General features: G+C 73.7%; 17 protein-coding genes. 13 read left to right on the top strand and 4 right to left on the bottom strand.

What is annotated here, in order from left to right:
• Positions 1-18 precede the first annotated feature (18 nt).
• The 5 genes from MNZ29_RS04955 (at position 19) to MNZ29_RS04935 (ending at position 3359) form a co-directional block, all read left to right on the top strand.
• Complete coding sequence (locus tag MNZ29_RS04955) at positions 19-825, top strand: prohibitin family protein (RefSeq protein WP_242339228.1); 807 nt, start codon at positions 19-21, stop codon at positions 823-825.
• A 204-nt stretch (positions 826-1029) separates the two neighbouring features.
• Positions 1030-1986 carry a CsgG/HfaB family protein gene (locus tag MNZ29_RS04950; RefSeq protein WP_242339226.1) on the top strand — a complete coding sequence of 319 codons (957 nt, stop codon included), beginning with the start codon at positions 1030-1032 and terminating at the stop codon, positions 1984-1986.
• 8 nt (positions 1987-1994) lie between these two features.
• Positions 1995-2291, top strand: coding sequence for a hypothetical protein (locus tag MNZ29_RS04945; RefSeq protein WP_242339224.1), 297 nt, complete (start codon positions 1995-1997; stop codon positions 2289-2291).
• A 2-nt stretch (positions 2292-2293) separates the two neighbouring features.
• The gene (locus tag MNZ29_RS04940) at positions 2294-2701 is read left to right on the top strand and encodes a DUF4810 domain-containing protein (RefSeq protein ID WP_242339222.1); all 408 of its coding nucleotides are present in this window, start codon (positions 2294-2296) and stop codon (positions 2699-2701) included.
• Between the two features lies 1 nt (position 2702).
• The gene (locus tag MNZ29_RS04935) at positions 2703-3359 is read left to right on the top strand and encodes a GNA1162 family protein (protein ID WP_242339220.1); all 657 of its coding nucleotides are present in this window, start codon (positions 2703-2705) and stop codon (positions 3357-3359) included.
• A 67-nt stretch (positions 3360-3426) separates the two neighbouring features.
• Here MNZ29_RS04935 and MNZ29_RS04930 read toward each other — a convergent pair whose 3' ends face one another.
• Both MNZ29_RS04930 and MNZ29_RS04925 read right to left on the bottom strand, forming a co-directional pair.
• A complete protein-coding gene (locus tag MNZ29_RS04930) occupies positions 3427-4563 on the bottom strand; it encodes a cellulase family glycosylhydrolase (RefSeq protein ID WP_242339218.1) in 1137 nt (378 codons plus the stop codon).
• 14 nt (positions 4564-4577) lie between these two features.
• Positions 4578-4853, bottom strand: coding sequence for a hypothetical protein (locus MNZ29_RS04925; RefSeq protein ID WP_242339216.1), 276 nt, complete (start codon positions 4851-4853; stop codon positions 4578-4580).
• Between the two features lie 128 nt (positions 4854-4981).
• Here MNZ29_RS04925 and MNZ29_RS04920 point away from each other — a divergent pair, with 128 nt between their 5' ends.
• Genes MNZ29_RS04920 through MNZ29_RS04885 form a run of 8 tightly spaced genes read left to right on the top strand, consistent with a single transcriptional unit; the run spans position 4982 to position 13618 of the window.
• Positions 4982-6511, top strand: a complete 1530-nt coding sequence (locus MNZ29_RS04920) for a menaquinone biosynthesis decarboxylase (protein WP_242339214.1) — start codon at positions 4982-4984, stop codon at positions 6509-6511.
• Complete coding sequence (locus MNZ29_RS04915; protein ID WP_242339212.1) at positions 6508-7209, top strand: ubiquinone/menaquinone biosynthesis methyltransferase; 702 nt, start codon at positions 6508-6510, stop codon at positions 7207-7209. Before MNZ29_RS04920 ends, MNZ29_RS04915 begins: the two co-directional genes overlap by 4 nt.
• Positions 7206-7796, top strand: coding sequence for a UbiX family flavin prenyltransferase (locus MNZ29_RS04910; protein ID WP_242339209.1), 591 nt, complete (start codon positions 7206-7208; stop codon positions 7794-7796). Before MNZ29_RS04915 ends, MNZ29_RS04910 begins: the two co-directional genes overlap by 4 nt.
• Positions 7797-9020 carry an aminofutalosine synthase MqnE gene (mqnE, locus tag MNZ29_RS04905; RefSeq protein ID WP_242353265.1) on the top strand — a complete coding sequence of 408 codons (1224 nt, stop codon included), beginning with the start codon at positions 7797-7799 and terminating at the stop codon, positions 9018-9020.
• A gap of 8 nt (positions 9021-9028) precedes the next feature.
• Positions 9029-10906 carry a cyclic dehypoxanthinyl futalosine synthase gene (gene mqnC, locus MNZ29_RS04900; RefSeq protein WP_242353263.1) on the top strand — a complete coding sequence of 626 codons (1878 nt, stop codon included), beginning with the start codon at positions 9029-9031 and terminating at the stop codon, positions 10904-10906.
• A complete protein-coding gene (locus tag MNZ29_RS04895; RefSeq protein ID WP_242353252.1) occupies positions 10903-12129 on the top strand; it encodes an amidohydrolase family protein in 1227 nt (408 codons plus the stop codon). The genes mqnC and MNZ29_RS04895 overlap by 4 nt, the downstream gene beginning before the upstream one ends.
• Positions 12126-13031: a 4-hydroxybenzoate octaprenyltransferase gene (locus MNZ29_RS04890; protein ID WP_242353249.1), complete on the top strand. Its 906-nt coding sequence runs from the start codon at positions 12126-12128 to the stop codon at positions 13029-13031. The genes MNZ29_RS04895 and MNZ29_RS04890 overlap by 4 nt, the downstream gene beginning before the upstream one ends.
• 11 nt (positions 13032-13042) lie before the next feature.
• On the top strand, positions 13043-13618 hold the full coding sequence (locus MNZ29_RS04885) for a GbsR/MarR family transcriptional regulator (protein ID WP_242353247.1): 576 nt from the start codon (positions 13043-13045) through the stop codon (positions 13616-13618).
• Positions 13619-13630: 12 nt separating this feature from the next.
• Here MNZ29_RS04885 and MNZ29_RS04880 read toward each other — a convergent pair whose 3' ends face one another.
• Both MNZ29_RS04880 and MNZ29_RS04875 read right to left on the bottom strand, forming a co-directional pair.
• Entirely contained in the window at positions 13631-15463 is a 1833-nt protein-coding gene (locus MNZ29_RS04880; protein WP_242339196.1) for a PAS domain-containing sensor histidine kinase, read from the bottom strand.
• Between the two features lie 103 nt (positions 15464-15566).
• Positions 15567-16412 (bottom strand): amidohydrolase family protein (locus tag MNZ29_RS04875; protein WP_242353245.1); only part of this gene is annotated, 846 nt, incomplete at its 5' end.

Below are 16412 nucleotides of genomic sequence, written 5' to 3'. Positions count from 1 at the left end.
CGCCAGCCAGGAGATCCCATGCGCCAGGTCGTCCGTACGCTGCTCTACGTCTCGCTCGCCGTCGCGCCCTTCCTCGAGGCCTGCCGCTGCCCGACGGTCGACTCCGGCCACCGCGGGATCGTCTTCAAGACGCTCGGGGGCGGCACGAGCCGGGAGGTGCTCGACGAGGGCATGCACGTGATGCCGCTGTGGAACAGCGTCATCCCCTACGACACGCGCGTGCACGAGATGAAGGAGCAGCTCTCGGTGCTCTCCTCGAACGGCCTGCCGCTGCGCGTGGACGCGAGCGTCCGCTTCCGCCCGATGCTGCAGGAGCTGTACGAGCTCCAGACCCAGATCGGCCCGGACTACGACTCGAAGCTCATCGCGCCCATCGTCCGCTCCGAGGCGCGCAAGGTCTTCGGCCGCTACCAGCCGGAGGAGATCTACTCCACGAAGCGCGAGGAGATCGAGCAGCAGATCTACGCCGAGGTGACGAAGGCGCTCCAGGGGAAGCACGTCGTGGTCGAGGCGGTGCTCGTCCGCGACGTCGAGCTGCCCGACGCGATCAAGACCGCCATCTCCGACAAGCTCGCCGAGGAGCAGCGCGCGCAGAAGATGAAGTTCACGCTCGATCGCGAGCGCCAGGAGGCGCAGCGCAAGCAGATCGAGGCGGAGGGCATCCTCAAGTACCAGAACATCGTGCGCCAGGGCCTCACGCCGGAGTACCTGCAGTTCAAGGGGATCGAGGCCACCGAGCGGCTCGCGGCGAGCCCGAACGCCAAGGTCGTGATCGTGGGCAGCCCGAAGAGCGGCCTGCCCCTCATCTTCCAGGGCGACAAGTAGCGGCGCGGGGCGCTACCCCCCCACGCGTCGTTCCGGCCGCGGGCGAGCTCCGCTCGCGAGCGGCCGCGTGCGCCGCGCGCGCACACCCACCTCACCCACGGTCACGGGACACCACCCGGCGTGGAGTTCTCGCCCGGTGATGGGCCCTCCGTGAGAGACTGCGCGTCCGTGCTCGCCCGCGCCTCTGCGCGGTGGAGGGGAACGATGAGAAGGATCGGGATCGCCGCCGGCGCCGCCCTGCTGTTGCAGGCCTGCGCGACGGTGTCGGAGAAGCCCGCGCCGGCCGAGTCGCCGGTGCCGAAGGCGGCGCAGCTGTCCGCGCAGGAGGCGCGCCGGGCGCCCGCTGCCAAGCGCTACAAGATGAAGCTCGCGATCGCGCGCTTCTCGAACGAGACGAACTACGGGCGGTCGCTGCTGAACGACGCCGATCTCGACCGGATCGGCAAGCAGGCCTCCGACATGCTCGCCTCCCGGCTCATCATGTCCGGGAACTTCGTCGTCCTGGAGCGCCCGGATCTCCAGAAGCTCGAGCGCGAGCAGCAGCTCTCCGGCGGAAAGCTCGTCGGGGCCGACACGGTGATCACCGGCTCGGTCACCGAGTTCGGCCGCTCGGTCGGCGGGAAGAGCGGGTTCTTGAGCAGCACCAAGGTCCAGCTCGCGCACGCCAAGGTCGACGTCCGCCTCGTGGACGTGAAGACCGGCCACGCCTACTTCTCCGCGATCGGGGCCGGCGAGGCGAGCACCGAGTCGGGCGAGATCGCCGGGTTCGGCAGCCACTCCGAGTACGACGCCACGCTCAACGACCGCGCCATCGCCGCGGCCATCTCCGACGTCATCGATCGCCTGGCGGCCACGCTCGCCGATCGCCCCTGGCGCACGGACATCCTCGAGGTGCAGGGCGCGCAGCTGTTCATCACCGGCGGCAAGCACCAGGGCCTCCGCGAGGGCGACACCCTCGCGGTCATGGAGGCGGGCGCGACGGTGAAGAGCAAGCAGACCGGCTTCGAGGTGACGCTCCCGCCGAAGCAGGTCGCCACGCTGCGGGTGGTGAGCCTGTTCGGCGACAGCGAGACGAACGAGGGCGCCGCCTGCGAGGTGCTCAGCGGCCGGGTCGAGCCCGCCGCGCTCGCGAAGCTGTTCGTGACGGAGCCGAAGTCGTGAGGTGCGCCATGACGGGGAAGATCCTCATGCTGGCGATGCTCGCGCTCGCCTGCGCGATGCCGCAGACGGTGGTTCGCACGCCCGACACGCGCCCCAGCCTCGCCGTGGCAGGCGCGCCCGCGGGCGCCGTCCTGTTCGTCGACGGCGAGCCGGCGGGCGCGGCGAGCGCGTACGACGGCCACCCGAACGTGCTGCTCGTCGAGCCGGGCTCGCACGAGGTGGACGTGCGCGACGGCGCCGGGAACGTGCTGCACCGCCAGAAGGTGTTCGTGGAGAGCGAGCTCAAGACCATCCAGGTGCACTGACGATGAACCGGACGACCCTGCTCCTCTCCTCCGTCGCGCTCCTCGCCGTCCTCCAGGGCTGCGCCCGGCACCAGACGATGTACGCCTGGGGCGACTACGACGAGGCGCTGTACGTGCACTACAAGAACCCCCAGGAGCGCGAGCGCTTCGTGGCGAGCCTCGACGCCGTGATCCGCGACGCCACCCAGCGCGGCGAGAAGGTGCCCCCCGGCTGCCTCGCCGAGTACGGCTGGGCGCTCATGGAGGAGGGGCGCCACGACGACGCCATCGCCTACTTCCAGCGAGAGCGCGACCAGTGGCCCGAGTCGCGGGTCCTCATGGACAAGATGATCCGCAACGCGCAGCAGAAGCGCGCCACGAACCCGTCCACGCCGGCGAAGGGTCCCGCGGGCGCGCTGAAGAGGAGCTGACATGTCCCGGCACGCCCGCGTCGCCGTCGCAGCCGCGATCCTCGCGCTCCTCTCCGCCTGCGCCACCGCTCCGCGCAAGGACTACTCGAAGTTCGTCGCGGCGCAGCCGCGCGCGATCCTCATCGTCCCGGTGGTCAACAAGAGCGTGAACGTGGACGCCGCGGACTACTTCCTCTCCACGCTGCCCATCCCGGTGGCGGAGCGGGGCTACTACGTCTTCCCGGTGAACCTCGTGAAGCGCCTCCTCGAGGACGACGGGCTCGCCGACGCCGCGCTCGTGCACGGCGCCGATCCCGGACGGCTCTGCGCGCTCTTCGGCGCCGACGCGGTGCTGTACGTCTCCATCGAGAAGTGGGAGGCGAAGTACCTCGTCGTCACGACGCAGGTGAACGTCGAGTTCGAGTACGTCCTCAAGGACGGCAAGACCGGCGAGACGCTCTGGACGGACCACGAGGCGATGGCCTATCAGCCGGACTCGAACGGCGGCGGGATCATCGGCGCGATGGTGGCCGCCGCGGTGACGAAGGCCTCACCGAACTACATGCCGCTCGCGCGCCAGGCGAACTGGAAGGCGCTGTCCTTCCCCGGCCCCGGCTTCCCCGCCGGGCCCTACCGGCCCGAGTACGGCAAGGACCTCGTCGCCGACACGCGGCTCTGATCGCGGGAGGGCGCACCGGCGGGCAGGCGGGCGCCCAGGGTGCGTGCGATCCTGCGTGAACCGACGGTCAAGGCAGCGCAGCGGCGTCGCGCACGAGGTCCGCGTAGCGGTTCACCGGATCGGCGGGGTCGGTGCCGTCCCGCCAGCGGAACGTGTACGGGTCCCACCCGTCCGGCCGCGCGTCGTAGGCGAACAGCCAGGGCGCGACGCCCGCGCCGCCCGCCCGGCGGATGCAGCGGAACCAGCCGCGGTAGATCGCGCGGCGATCTTCGAGCGGCAGCCCGTCGTTGCGGAGCCCCAGCTCGCCGACCAGGAGCGGCTTCCCGAGCCGGCGCGCGGTCGCGATCCGCTCGGAGAGGAACCCCGCGCCGAAGAACGCCGCGAAGTCCGCCGGGACGCCCCACGCCTCCGGGTAGAGGTGCACGCTCGCGTAGTCGACGTACGGCGACGCGGTGAGGAGCGCGAACTCCTCGCCGTCGAGCCCCTCCTCGCCTGAGCCCACGAGGTGGCCGGGCGCGCGCGCCTTCACGAGCGCGGCGACCTCGTCCACCCAGGCGCGGAGGGCCTCCCGCGAGACGCCCTCCGCGCGGGGCTCGTTCACGAGCTCCCAGGCGAGCACGGCGGGGTGGTCGCCCCAGCGGATGCCGTCGACCGTGCTCACCCGGTCGAGGAGCGCCGCCACGTGCGCGCGGAAGTGCTCGACCACCGCGCGCTCCGTGAAGAAGCGCGGATCGCCCTCGCGCGGCGCGGGGAGCCCCGCCCACGCGACGTACTGGCGCTGGCCGCCGTAGTCGTCCCAGCGGTTCGCGAGCGGCAGGACGAGCCGGAGCCCGTGGGCGCGCGCGCGGGCGAGGACGAGGTCGAGGCCGCGCAGGGCGAGCTCGTCGTAGACGAGCGGCGCCGTCTGCATCGCCGCGTCGCCCGCGCCGTCGTTGAACGCGTTCGTGCGCACCGCGCGCACCCCGAGCGCGGCCGCCTTCGCGAGCGTCTCCTCGACGGCCGCGGCCTCCACCTCCCCGCGGCGGAGCGCGCGCGTCGCCTCCTCCTGGAGGTAGTACGCGTTCAGCGCGACGAGGTGGCCGTCCACGCCGGGCAGGGCGGACGGCGGCCCCTCCTCGCACGCGGCGGCCTCCTCCTCCAGATCCGGCCCGGCGTCACAGGCGGTCACGCCGAGCAAGATGAGGGCGAGGAGCGCCGCGCGCATGGGCGCCGGCCCACTCAGGCATTGCGCCACGCGCGCTCGGCGCGAAGCACGAGCGCGCCGAGCGGCACGTCGAACGGCCAGGAGTCCGCGATCATCCGGCCGAGGCCCTCCTCGCGATCGCGCTTCGGCGGGAGGGCGCCCGCCTCGAGGGAGGTCAGGTAGGACCGGAGCGTGTCCCGGCAGGCGCCGAGCTGGGTCGGGCAGAGCTGGTACTTCGGGGCCGCGAGCTCCGCCTCGATCTCGGCGAGCGCGCTGGCGACGAGGGTGCGGGCCTGGTTCCGGCGGTCCATCGGGCCCGCGTTGTATCCGACCTTCGCGCCGGGGGAAACCGTCGCGCCGCGGGGCCCGCCGCGCGCGGGGCCTTTCCGTTCAACGAACATTGAAACCCGGCGGCGCCACTGGTACAGATCGCCGCGCCATGGCCTACCGCTCCTTGCGGGAGTTCCTCGATCGGCTCGAGTCGGCGGGCGAGCTCGTCCGCGTGAAGGAGCCGGTCGACCCCGTGCTCGAGATGGCCGCGCTGGCGGACCGCGCGGCGAAGCAGGGTGGACCGGCGCTCCTCTTCGAGAACTTGAAGGGGCGGGCGCCCGGCGGGTTCCCGGTCGCGATGAACCTGTTCGGGACGCGCCGCCGCACGAGCTGGGCGCTCTCCTCCGAGGACTTCGAGGAGCACGCCCGGGAGCTGCGCGCGCTCTTGCACCTCGCCCCGCCGCAGTCGCTCTGGGACAAGCTCAAGATGCTCCCGAAGCTCGGGAAGCTCGCGACGATGACGCCGAAGCACGTCTCGTCCGCGGCGAGCCAGGAGGTCGTCGTCCGCGAGCCCGATCTCGGGAGCCTGCCGGTGCTCACCACCTGGCCGCACGACGGGGGGCCGTTCATCACGCTCCCGCAGGTCATCACGCGCGACCCGGAGACCGGCATCCGCAACGTCGGGATGTACCGGCTGCAGGTGCTCGGGCCGAGGCGGCTCGCCATGCACTGGCAGCTCCACAAGACCGCGACCGCGCACTACCGCGCCTACCAGAAGCGCGGCGAGCGGATGCCCGTCGCCATCGCGCTCGGCGGCGATCCCGCCCTCACCTACTGCGCGTCCGCGCCGCTGCCCCCGAACGTCGACGAGTACCTGTTCGCCGGGTTCCTGCGCGGCGAGGCGGTGCGCATGGCGAAGGGCGTCGCGGTGGACCTCGACGTGCCGGCCGACGCGGACCTCGTCATCGAGGGCTTCGTGGACACCGCCGCGCCGCTCGTGCGCGAGGGACCCTTCGGCGATCACACCGGCTTCTACTCCCTCGCCGACGACTACCCCGCGCTCGACGTCGTCGCGGTGACGCACCGGCGCGACGCCGTCTACCCGGCCACCGTGGTGGGCCCGCCGCCGGTCGAGGACCAGTGGCTCGGCAAGGCGACGGAACGGATGTTCCTGCCCATGCTGCAGATGATCTTCCCGGAGATCGTCGACATGGCGATGCCGGTGGAGGGCGTGTTCCACAACCTCTGCCTCGTCTCCATCAAGAAGGACCACCCCGGCCAGGCGAAGAAGGTCATCCACGGCCTGTGGGGCTCCGGCCAGATGGCGCAGACGAAGACGCTCGTGGTGTTCGACGAGGACGTGGACGTGCAGGACGTCTCCCAGGCCGCGTGGCGCGCCTTCGCGAACGTGGACGTGAAGCGCGACCTCGTCATCGCCGACGGGCCGGTGGACGTGCTCGACCACGCCGCCGCGCACTTCGCCTTCGGCGGCAAGATCGGCGTGGACGCGACGCGCAAGTGGGCCGAGGAGGGCGGGCGCGAGTGGCCGGAGGTCTGCGTCCACCCGCCCGAGGTGGTCGCGCGCATGGACGCGCTCTACGAGCGCCTCGTCCCGGGCGCACCGAAGCCGCGCCGCCCCCGCATCGCGGCGCCGCCCGCGGCCTCGTGGACTCCCCGGCGCGGAGGGATCCTCCAGTGACCGTCCCGCTCCCCGGCGAGGCGCAGCGCGGCTCCGCGGTGCGGGCGATGTTCGACCGCATCGCCCCCCGCTACGACCTGCTCAACCGCGTCATGACGCTGAAGGTCGATCAGGCCTGGCGGCGGCGGCTCCTCGCGGACCTCGCGCCGCGGGACGGCGAGGCGCTGCTCGACCTGTGCGCCGGCACCATGGACGTCGCCGCGCTCGCCCGCGGGCGCGCGCCGGGGCTGCGCATCGTCGGCGCCGACTTCTCGTTCCAGATGCTGGCGCGCGGCGTCGAGAAGACCGGGCTGCCGGCCTCCCAGGCGGACGCGATGGCGCTGCCGTTCCGCGGGGCGCGCTTCGACCTCGCCACCGTGACCTTCGGGATGCGGAACCTGGAGCGCTACGAGACGGGGCTCGCCGAGCTCGCGCGCGTGCTGAAGCCCGGGGGCCGGCTCGGCGTGCTCGAGTTCTTCCGGCCGGAGTCCAAAGGCTCGCGGTTCGTGCACGGCGCGTACAACCGGCTCGCGCTGCCCATCCTGGGCCGGATCCTCTCGCCCGATCCGGAGGCGTACCGCTACCTCGTCGCCTCCATGGAGCGCTTCGCCTCGCGCCCGGAGTTCGAGGAGGCGGCCCGGCGGGCGGGGTTCCGGGAGGTGCGCGGCGAGACGCTCTTCCCGGGCGTGTGCGGCCTCGTGACGGCGGTGCGCGCGTGAAGCTCGTCGTCGCCGTCTCCGGCGCGTCCGGCGCGCCCTACGCGAAGCGGCTACTCGACTTCGTCGCCGCGAACGGCGAGAAGCACGGCGTCTCGCTGGACCTCGTCTTCACGCAGACCGGCAAGCAGGTCTGGAAGCAGGAGATCGGCTCCGAGCCGCGCTACCCGTTCCGGGTCTGGAAGAACCAGGACTTCACCGCGCCGTTCGCCTCCGGCTCGGCGCAGTACGACGGCATGGTCGTCGTCCCGTGCTCGTCGGGGGCCCTCGCGCGGATCGCGCACGGCATCTCGGTCGACCTCGTCGGCCGCGCCGGTGACGTGATGCTGAAGGAGGGGAAGAAGCTCGTGCTCGTGCTGCGCGAGACGCCCCTCTCGCTCGTCCACGCCCGGGCCATCACCCAGGTCATCGAGGCGGGCGCCGTCGTGCTGCCCGCCTCGCCGTCGTTCTACTCCGGGCCGAAGACCATCGAGGCGCTCGTCGACACGGTCGTGTCGCGCGTGCTCGACCGGCTCGGCCTGCCGAACGAGCTCATGAAGCGCTGGGAGGGGCTCGTGCCCCGCGCCCCCGAGCCGGTGGAGGAACCCTAGATGATCTCGACCCTCGCGCACCGCGCCCTCGAGCGCGACGGCCTCGGCCCCATCCGCGACAAGGTCCTCTCCGGCGAGCGGCTCTCCGACGCCGACGCGCTGCGCCTCCTCGAGGCGACCGACCTCGCCGCGGTGGGCGCGCTCGCGAACCACGTCCGCGAGGCGCGCCACGGCGACCTCACCTTCTACAACCGCAACGTCCACCTGAACCCGACCAACGTCTGCGTCGCGACCTGCAAGTTCTGCTCGTTCGCGCGCAAGGACGATCAGGTGGCGTCCGAGGGCTACACGATGAGCCTCGACGACGCGGTCGCGAAGGTGCTCGCGCGCCGCGGTCTCGGGATCACCGAGGTCCACATCGTCTCCGGCCTCCACCCCGAGCTCCCCTGGGACTACTACCCGGAGCTCCTGCGCCGGATCCGCGCCGCCTGGCCCGAGCTCGCCATCAAGGCGTTCACCGCCATCGAGATCCACTTCTTCGCGGAGAAGTTCGGGAAGAGCTACGAGCAGGTGCTCCGCGAGCTGCACGCGGCGGGCATGGACACGATGCCCGGCGGCGGCGCCGAGATCTTCGCGAAGCGCGTGCGCCGCAAGATCTGCGACGACAAGGCGACCGCCGAGCAGTGGCTCGAGATCCACCGCACCGCGCACCGGCTCGGCCTCAAGACGAACGCGACCATGCTCTACGGCCACATCGAGCGGCTCGACGAGCGCGTCGATCACATGCGGCTCCTGCGCGAGCTACAGGACGAGACGGGCGGGTTCCAGGTCTTCATCCCGCTCGCGTTCCACCCCGAGCACAACATGATCGGCAAGGCGTTCCCCAAGCCGACCGGCTACGACGCGCTGCGCACGCTGGCGGTGGCGCGTCTCTACCTCGACAACTTCGACCACGTGAAGGCGTACTGGGTGTCGCTCGGCGAGCGGCTCGCCCAGACGTCGCTCGCGTTCGGCGTGGACGACGTGGACGGCACCGTGCTCGAGGAGCGCATCTACCACATGGCCGGCTCGACCGTGCCGCAGGCGCTCTCGGAGCGGACGCTGCACGACCTCATCCGCGCCGCGGGCCGGGTGCCGGCGGAGCGCGACAGCCTCTACCGCGTGCTGAAGGTGCATCTTCCTGCCGGGGGGGCCGAGATGCCGGTCCCCCCGGACCCCTCGCACGCTCCGGTCCAGCCTCAGCCGGCTGGACCTCCGCTCGCCGCCGCCGCCCGCCGAGTCTAGGACCCGCCATGCCGAAGCTCCGCGCCGCCGCCGTCTCCTTCCTGAACGCCCACCCGCTCACCGTCGGGCTCGAGGGCTCCGAGCGGATCGAGCTCGTCCTCGCCGAGCCGTCGCGCTGCGCCGCGATGCTGGAGGCCGGCGAGGTGGATCTCGCGCTCGTCTCGGTCGCCGCGCTCACCAAGGGCGAGTACGAGATCGTGCCCGGCATCGCCATCGGCGCGGACGGGCCGGTGCAGACGGTGGTCCTCGCCGGCGAGCAGTCGCCCGCGATCTGGGACGAGGTGTTCCTCGACACCGCCTCGCGCACCTCGCACGTGCTCGCCAAGATCGTCCTCGACGAGATGGGCGTTCACCCGACGTTCACGCCGATGCAGGCCGACGAGGGGCTCGCGCGCGCCAAGGGCCGGAAGGGCGCGCTCGTCATCGGCGACCGCGGCTTCGGGGTGCGCGCGAACCACATCGTCGATCTCGGGCGAGAGTGGACGCACCTCACGGGCCTGCCCATGATCTTCGCGCTCTGGGCGGCGCGGCCGGGCCGCGTCTCGCCGGAGGACGTGCAGGAGCTGACGCGCGCCGCGCAGCACGGCCTCGGCGTCCGGACCGAGCTCGCCCAGCGCTTCGCCGCGCAGAAGGGCGGCGATCCGGAGCGCTACCGCCGCTACCTCACCCAGCGGATCCGCTACGGGCTCGGGCCGCACGAGCTCGACGGCCTGGAGGCGTTCCTCGCCCGAGCGGCCGAGAAGGGCTTCCTGCCGCCGATGAAGCTCCGCTTCGTCGACGACGTGGTCCGCACGGCGCGCACCCGGCGGGTGGTCTCGCTCGACACCGCGCTGCAGAAGGGCGCCGACGGCGAGCGGCTCGACGCCGACGAGGCGGAGCTGCTCGACGAGAAGGCCCCCCTCCTCGAGCTCGGCCTCGCCGCCGACGCGCGCCGCCGCGCGCTGCACCCGGACGGCGCCGTCACCTACATCGTCTCGCGCAACGTGAACTACACGAACGTCTGCACGACGGCGTGCCACTTCTGCGCGTTCTACCGGCCGCGCGGCCACAAGGACGCGTACGTCCTCGACCGCGACGAGCTGACCCGCAAGATCGACGAGACGGTGGCGCTCGACGGCATCGAGATCCTCCTCCAGGGCGGCCTGCACCCGGACCTCGGCGTGGAGTGGTACGAGGAGCTGTTCCGCTGGGTGAAGGAAAAGTGGCCGGTGATCAACCTGCACGCGCTCTCGCCCGAGGAGATCTGGCACATCGCCCGCACGAGCGACCTGCCCCTCGACGAGACGATCCAGCGGCTCATCGCGGCCGGGCTCGACTCGATCCCCGGCGGAGGCGCCGAGATCCTCGACGACGAGGTGCGCCGCCGGATCGCGCCGCTCAAGTGCTCGACCGACGAGTGGCTCTCCGTCATGAAGGCCGCCCACGTGAAGGGGCTGCGCAGCACGGCCACCATGATGTTCGGCGTCGGCGAGGAGGCGCGCCACCGGGTGGCGCACCTCGCGCGGCTGCGCGAGCTGCAGGACGAGACGGGGGGCTTCACCGCCTTCATCTGCTGGCCGTTCCAGTCGGCGAACACGCGGCTCACCGCGTCCGACACGAGCGCGCAGGCCTACCTGCGGGTGAACGCGGTCTCGCGGCTCGTCCTCGACAACGTGCCGAACCTGCAGGCCTCCTGGGTCACCATGGGCGGCGGGGTGGCCCAGGCCTCCCTGCACATGGGCTGCAACGACTTCGGCTCGGTGATGATCGAGGAGAACGTGGTCTCGGCGGCGGGCACGACCTTCAGCATGGACTCGGAGGAGGTCGAGCGGCACATCCGCGACGCGGGCTTCCGCGCCGTGCGGCGGAACATGAAGTACGAGCGGCTGGGGGATCGGATCGCGTGACCCCGCGCGTCTACAGCGCGCCCTGGGTGCTCGCCGGGCGGGCGGCCGCGGGCGCTACCCCCGCCGCCCTCCGCGACGGCGCCGTCGCCCTCGAGGGCGATCGCGTCCTCGCCGCCGGACCGCGCGCCGCGGTCGAGGAGCGCTTCGGCGCGGGCGAGCGGCTCGACGCGGTGATCCTCCCCGCGCTCGTGAACGCGCACCTCCACCTCGAGCTCTCGCACATGGCCGGGCGGGTCGCCGGCGGCGAGGGGCTCCCCGCCTGGATCCACCTCTTCATCTCCGCCCGCGCGCTCCCGCGCCCCGAGGAGGAGGCGGCGCAGGCGATGATCATGTCCGCCGAGGACATGGTCCGCGCCGGCGTCGCGGCGGTGGGGGACGTCTCGAACACGCTCGGCTCGGTCGCGCCGCTCGCCGCGGCCGGGTTCTCCGGCACCGTCTACCAGGAGGTGTTCGGGGTGACGCCCGCGCGCATCGAGGCGGCGCTCGCGAGCGCCCGCGCCGCGCGCGCGGCCTGCCCGCCCGCGCCCGGCCTGCGCATCGCGCTCTCGCCCCACGCGGTCTACTCCACCCACGGCGCGACCCTCGGGCAGCTCCTCGCCGCCGGCCCCGCCTCCATCCACCTCGCCGAGGATCCCGCCGAGCGCGCGCTGTGCGCGACCGGCACCGGCGACTTCGCCCGCATGTTCAGCTCGCTCGGCGCGGCCCGCTCGCTCCGGCCCCGCGCGCGCTCGGCCGTGGCGTTCGTCGCCGAGCACCTCGCGCCCCACCACCTCGCGGTCCACTGCGTGGACGTGGACGAGGACGACGTCGCCCTCCTCGCCCGCACCGGCGCGACGGTGGTCCTCTGCCCGCGCTCGAACCGCTTCATCGTCGGGAAGCTCCCGCCCGTGGCGGCGCTCCTCGCCGCGGGCGTGCCGCTCGCGGTGGGCACCGACTCGCTCGCCTCCTGCCCCTCGCTCTCCCCGCTCGCGGACCTCGCCCTGCTCCGCCGCGAGCTCCCGGAGATCCCGGCGGCGACGCTCCTCCGGCTCGCGTGGAACGGGCCGGCGGTCGGCGCCCCCCACGTCGGCGCGCTCGCGCCGGGCGCGGCGCCGGGCGTCCTCGCCGCTCCGCTCGAGGGCGCGCGCGTGGAGGACCCCTTCGACTTCGTCGTCTCGGCGTTCGGCGCGGAGGAGCGCCCGTTCACCTGGCTCGCGCGCCCGCGCGCGGAGGCCCTCGCATGACCTCTCCCACCCCGGCCCGCGCCGCCCCTGCGGCGCCCGGCGGGACCGTCGCCGCGCTCGCGCGGATGGTGAAGCTCAGCCACTCGCTCTTCGCGCTGCCGTTCGTGGCGGCCGCGGTGGTGCTCGTCTCGCGCGAGGCGCGGCTCGAGCCCGTGCGGCTCGCGCTCGTGGCGCTCGCCGTCGTCGCGGCGCGCACCGCCGCGATGGCGATGAACCGCATCGCCGACCGCGCCTTCGACGCGCGGAACCCGCGCACCGCGCGGCGCGAGCTCGTGACGGGCGAGGTGTCTCCGGGGGCGGCCATCGCGCTCCTCGCCGGGAGCGGCGCGACCTTCGTCGCCGCGGCGGCGCTCATCGCGCCCATCTGCGGCTGGCTCGCCCTGCCGGTGCTGGCGATCCTGCTCGGCTACTCGTACGCGAAGCGCTTCACCTGGGCCTGCCACCTCTGGCTGGGCGTCGCGCAGGCGCTCGCGCCCATCGGCGTCGCCATCGCCCTCACCGGCGCGGCGCCCGCCTCGGCGATCGCGCTCGGCCTCGGGGTCGGGGCCTGGATCGCCGGCTTCGACGTCTTCTACTCGCTGCAGGACATGGACTACGACCGCGGCGCGGGGCTCCGCTCCATCCCGGCGCGCTTCGGCGTGCGCGGCGCGCTCGCCTGGGCCCGCGGGCTCCACGTCCTCGCCATCGCCTGCGTCGCCCTCGCGGGCGTGCTCGGCGGCCGGGGCGCGGGCTGGTTCGCCGGGACGGTGGTGCTCGCCGCGGTGGTCGCGGCCGAGCACGTCCACGTGGCGCCGCGCGGGCAGCTCCGGCCGGAGCGGATCAACGTCGCGTTCTTCAACTACAACGCCTTCGCGTCGATCGCCTTCGCGCTCGCCGCGCTCGTGGATCTCGCCCTCGCCTGACGCCTCCGCCCATGACCGCGACCGCGTCCCACCCGCCCGCCACCTCCCACGCCCTCACGCGCTCCGACCTCGCCGTCGCCGACGCGGTCGGAGCGCTCATGGAGCTGTGGGGGTTCCGGCGGCAGCTCGGGCGGGTGTGGGCGGTGCTGTTCCTCTCCGAGCGCCCGCTGGCGGCGCCGGAGCTGTGCGACCGGCTGCACATCTCGACCGGGCTCCTCTCCATGAGCCTCGCCGAGCTGCGCCACTGGGGCGTGGTGCGCACGGTGACGATCCCGGGCGACCGCAAGGAGCACTTCGAGGCGGAGACGAACGTCTGGCGGCTCGTCGCGAACGTGCTGCGCGCGAGAGAGAAGCGCGCGGTGGAGGAGGCGCTCGCGACGTTCGAGCGGGTGCTCCACGAGCTGCGCGCCGCCATGGCGGACGTGGACCCCGGCGTGAAGGCCGCGGCGCGCTTCAAGGTGCGGAGGCTCGAGCACCTCGCGGACCTGTGCCGCGCGGCGCTGAACGTGCTGAAGCTCCTCGTGGACAGCGCCCGCGTCGACGCGGGTCCCCTCAAGGCCATCAGCGACGCGCTCGGGCGGCGCTGAGCGCGGCGACTCTCAGGATCTCGAGGGCGCAGTCCCCGCCAGATCCGCCAGCGGCAGCTCGACGTGGAAGGTGGACCCCTGCCGCGGCCGGCTCTCCACGCGGATGGCGCCGCCGCCGGCCTCGATGATCTCCCGGGCGACCCACAGGCCGAGCCCGAGCCCTCCGTAGTGCCGCGCGCTCACCGCGCGCTCGAAGGGCTCGAAGATGCGAACCTGGTCCTCCGGGGCGATCCCGATGCCGCGATCGGCCACGGTGAGCACCGCGACGCCGTCGCGGCGCTCGAGCGCGAGCGCGATGGGGCTCCCCGCGCCGTACTTCATCGCGTTGGCGAGCAGGTTCGTGATCACCTGCTCCACCCGGAGCCTGTCGCCGAGGGCGGCGATCCCGGGCGCGACGGCCACCTCGAGCGGGCAGCGTGCGCGGTCGGCGGCCTCGGCGAGCCGCGCGGCGACCTGCGTGACGCTCTCCGTCAGATCGAAGCGCTTCCGCTCCAGGTCGAGCTTCCCGGTCGCGATGTGCGAGACGTCGAGGAGCGTGCCGACGAGCGAGCCGAGCCGCTCGACGCTCGCGGCGCTGGCCGCGACGCGCTGCATGACGCCCGCGAGCTCGGGCGACACTCGCTCCCTGCGGAGGAGCCGGTGCGCCTGCTGGATCTGGAGGAGCGCCGCGGTCACGGGCGTCTTGAGCTCGTGGCTCGCCACGGAGAGGAACACGTCCCGGGCGCGGATCGCCTCGTTCTTCGCGTCCTCGGAGGCCTTCTGGAGGTGGATGTCGGTGAGCGTGCCCACCCACCGGCGCAGCCGCCCGTCCGCGCCGCGCAGGGGGGCGGCGCGCACGAGGAACCAGCGGTATTCGCCGTCGCGGCCGAGGAGCCGGAGCGTGCCGTCACCCCCGATCTCCTCGTCGCGCATGCGCTTCCAGAACGCGACCACCGGGGCGCGGTCCTCGCGGTGCACGAGCGTGCGCCAGCGGCCGTTCGCGAGCTCCTCGTCCGTCTTGCCGGTGTACTCGCGGATCTGCGGGTTCTGGAACTGGGTGCGCCCCGTGGCGTCCGCGGTCCAGACCATCTGCGGGATGGCGCCGAGGAGCGTGCGGAACCACTCCTCGGACTCGCGCTGCGCCGCCTCCGCCGTCTCGCGCGCCGTGAGGTCCGAGCACGCGCCCACCCACTCGATCACCCGCCCGCGAGTGTCGGCGACCGGGGCGGCGCGCGCCACCACCGGCGCGAAGCCCCCCCCGCTCCGACGCAGCCGGTACTCGAGCTCGAACCGGTCGCGCCGCGCGACCGCCTCGCGCCAGCCCCGCGCCACTCGGTCCCGGTCGTCGGGGTGGACCGCGTCGAGCCAGCCCGAGCCGCGGTACTCGGCCAGGCTCTGGCCGGTGAAGGCGCGCCACGACGGCGAGTCCGCGTGCGCGAGCCCCTCGGGAGTCGTCGTCCAGATGACGTCCGAGCTCGTCGCCACGAGCGATTCGAAGCGGTGCGCGTGCGCGTCGCGCTCCAGGTACCCGTCCCGCAGCGCCGCCGCGATCCAGCAGAGCACGCCGCCGATGACGAGGAACAGCGAGACGACGACCACCTCCGCCTGCGACGGCCCGAACGCGTCGTAGGGCGCGATGAAGAACCAGCCGCACAGGCCCGCCGAGAGCCCGAGCGAGAGGAGCCCCGGCCCGAGCCCGCCCAGGTAGGTCGCGAAGACGACGGCGGGCACGTACAGCGCGAGCGGAGCGCTGGAGACGAGCGGGCGCATCGCCAGCGAGAGCGCCGTGGAGAGGAGCGGGAACGCGACGCCGAGCGACAAGGCCACGGCGCGCCTGAGCTCGGGCGGCGGGAAGCGCACGCGCACCGGCGCAGCCTAGCGCTTCGCGCGGCGCCGTGCGCATCCTCCTCGGAGGTAGCCCTCGGGGTGCGTGCGTCCGGGCGGCCGGCCTCCTCACGGCGCCGCCCGCTCAGGCGGGGTCGAGCAGGCTGCGTGCCGCCTCGCGCGCCTCCGCCGCGATGGCCGCCTCGTCGGCGCCGAGCAGCCGGCCCTCCCGGAGCCGCACCTCACCGTCCACGACGACCCATGCCGCGGGCGCTCCCGCCCACAGGAGGGCGAGATCGCCGCCAGGGAGCTCCGGCAGCGGCACCGGCGGTCGCCAGTCGAGCACGACCACGTCGGCGAGCGCGCCGGCCTCGAGGCACCCGAGGGTCTCGCCGAACGCCTCCGAGGCGAGCCGTGCCGCGGTCGGCCAGGCGACCTTGCCGACGAGGCTGCCCGCCGCGCCCGCGCTCCGGCCGGCGTGCCTGAGCAGCGTCGCGGCGTGGAACGCCTCGCCGGCGACGTCCGGGAAGAGCCCGTCGGTGCCGAACGCGATGCTCACGCCGAGGCCCGCGAAGTCGAGGAGCGCCGGCACGGGGGCGCCGAAGAACATCGCCGCGCGCGGCGTCACGGCGAGCACGGCGCGCGCGTCGGCGACCATCACCGCCTCGGCGTGGACGGTGGTCCCCCCGTGCGCCACGAGGGTGCGCGGCCCGAGCAGCCCGTGCGCGGCGAGGACCTCCAGCGGCCGCCGGCCGAACCGGGCGAACGCGTGCGCGAGGTCGGCCTCGTCCTCACCCAGGCAGGCGTGCACGCCCGCGCCCGCGTGCGCGCCGGCGAGCGCGAGCGTCTCCTCGGTGGTTTCGAAGAGCCCGGCGATCCCGACCGCGCCGCGGAGCCGCGCGTCGGTCGCGTGCCGCGCGGCGAACGCCGCCGACGCGCGCACCTCCTCCTCGCCGCCGGCGCCGCGCGCGCCGTGGGCGAGCACCGCCCG

Source organism: Anaeromyxobacter sp. SG64, assembly GCF_022690745.1.
GTDB lineage: Bacteria > Myxococcota > Myxococcia > Myxococcales > Anaeromyxobacteraceae > Anaeromyxobacter > Anaeromyxobacter soli.
The sequence above is the reverse complement of the archived record's forward strand: the minus strand, read 5'-3'. Positions and strand labels throughout refer to the sequence as shown.

Bases quoted from the DNA above. Each gene is read 5' to 3' on its own strand.
- MNZ29_RS04925 (WP_242339216.1), bottom strand. From the start codon at position 4,853: ATGGACCGCCGGAACCAGGCCCGCACCCTCGTCGCCAGCGCGCTCGCC.
- mqnE (WP_242353265.1), top strand. From the start codon at position 7,797: ATGATCTCGACCCTCGCGCACCGCGCCCTCGAGCGCGACGGCCTCGGC.
- mqnC (WP_242353263.1), top strand. From the start codon at position 9,029: ATGCCGAAGCTCCGCGCCGCCGCCGTCTCCTTCCTGAACGCCCACCCG.
- MNZ29_RS04920 (WP_242339214.1), top strand. From the start codon at position 4,982: ATGGCCTACCGCTCCTTGCGGGAGTTCCTCGATCGGCTCGAGTCGGCG.
- MNZ29_RS04945 (WP_242339224.1), top strand. From the start codon at position 1,995: ATGACGGGGAAGATCCTCATGCTGGCGATGCTCGCGCTCGCCTGCGCG.
- MNZ29_RS04885 (WP_242353247.1), top strand. From the start codon at position 13,043: ATGACCGCGACCGCGTCCCACCCGCCCGCCACCTCCCACGCCCTCACG.
- MNZ29_RS04935 (WP_242339220.1), top strand. From the start codon at position 2,703: ATGTCCCGGCACGCCCGCGTCGCCGTCGCAGCCGCGATCCTCGCGCTC.
- MNZ29_RS04890 (WP_242353249.1), top strand. From the start codon at position 12,126: ATGACCTCTCCCACCCCGGCCCGCGCCGCCCCTGCGGCGCCCGGCGGG.
- MNZ29_RS04950 (WP_242339226.1), top strand. From the start codon at position 1,030: ATGAGAAGGATCGGGATCGCCGCCGGCGCCGCCCTGCTGTTGCAGGCC.
- MNZ29_RS04930 (WP_242339218.1), bottom strand. From the start codon at position 4,563: ATGCGCGCGGCGCTCCTCGCCCTCATCTTGCTCGGCGTGACCGCCTGT.
- MNZ29_RS04940 (WP_242339222.1), top strand. From the start codon at position 2,294: ATGAACCGGACGACCCTGCTCCTCTCCTCCGTCGCGCTCCTCGCCGTC.
- MNZ29_RS04955 (WP_242339228.1), top strand. From the start codon at position 19: ATGCGCCAGGTCGTCCGTACGCTGCTCTACGTCTCGCTCGCCGTCGCG.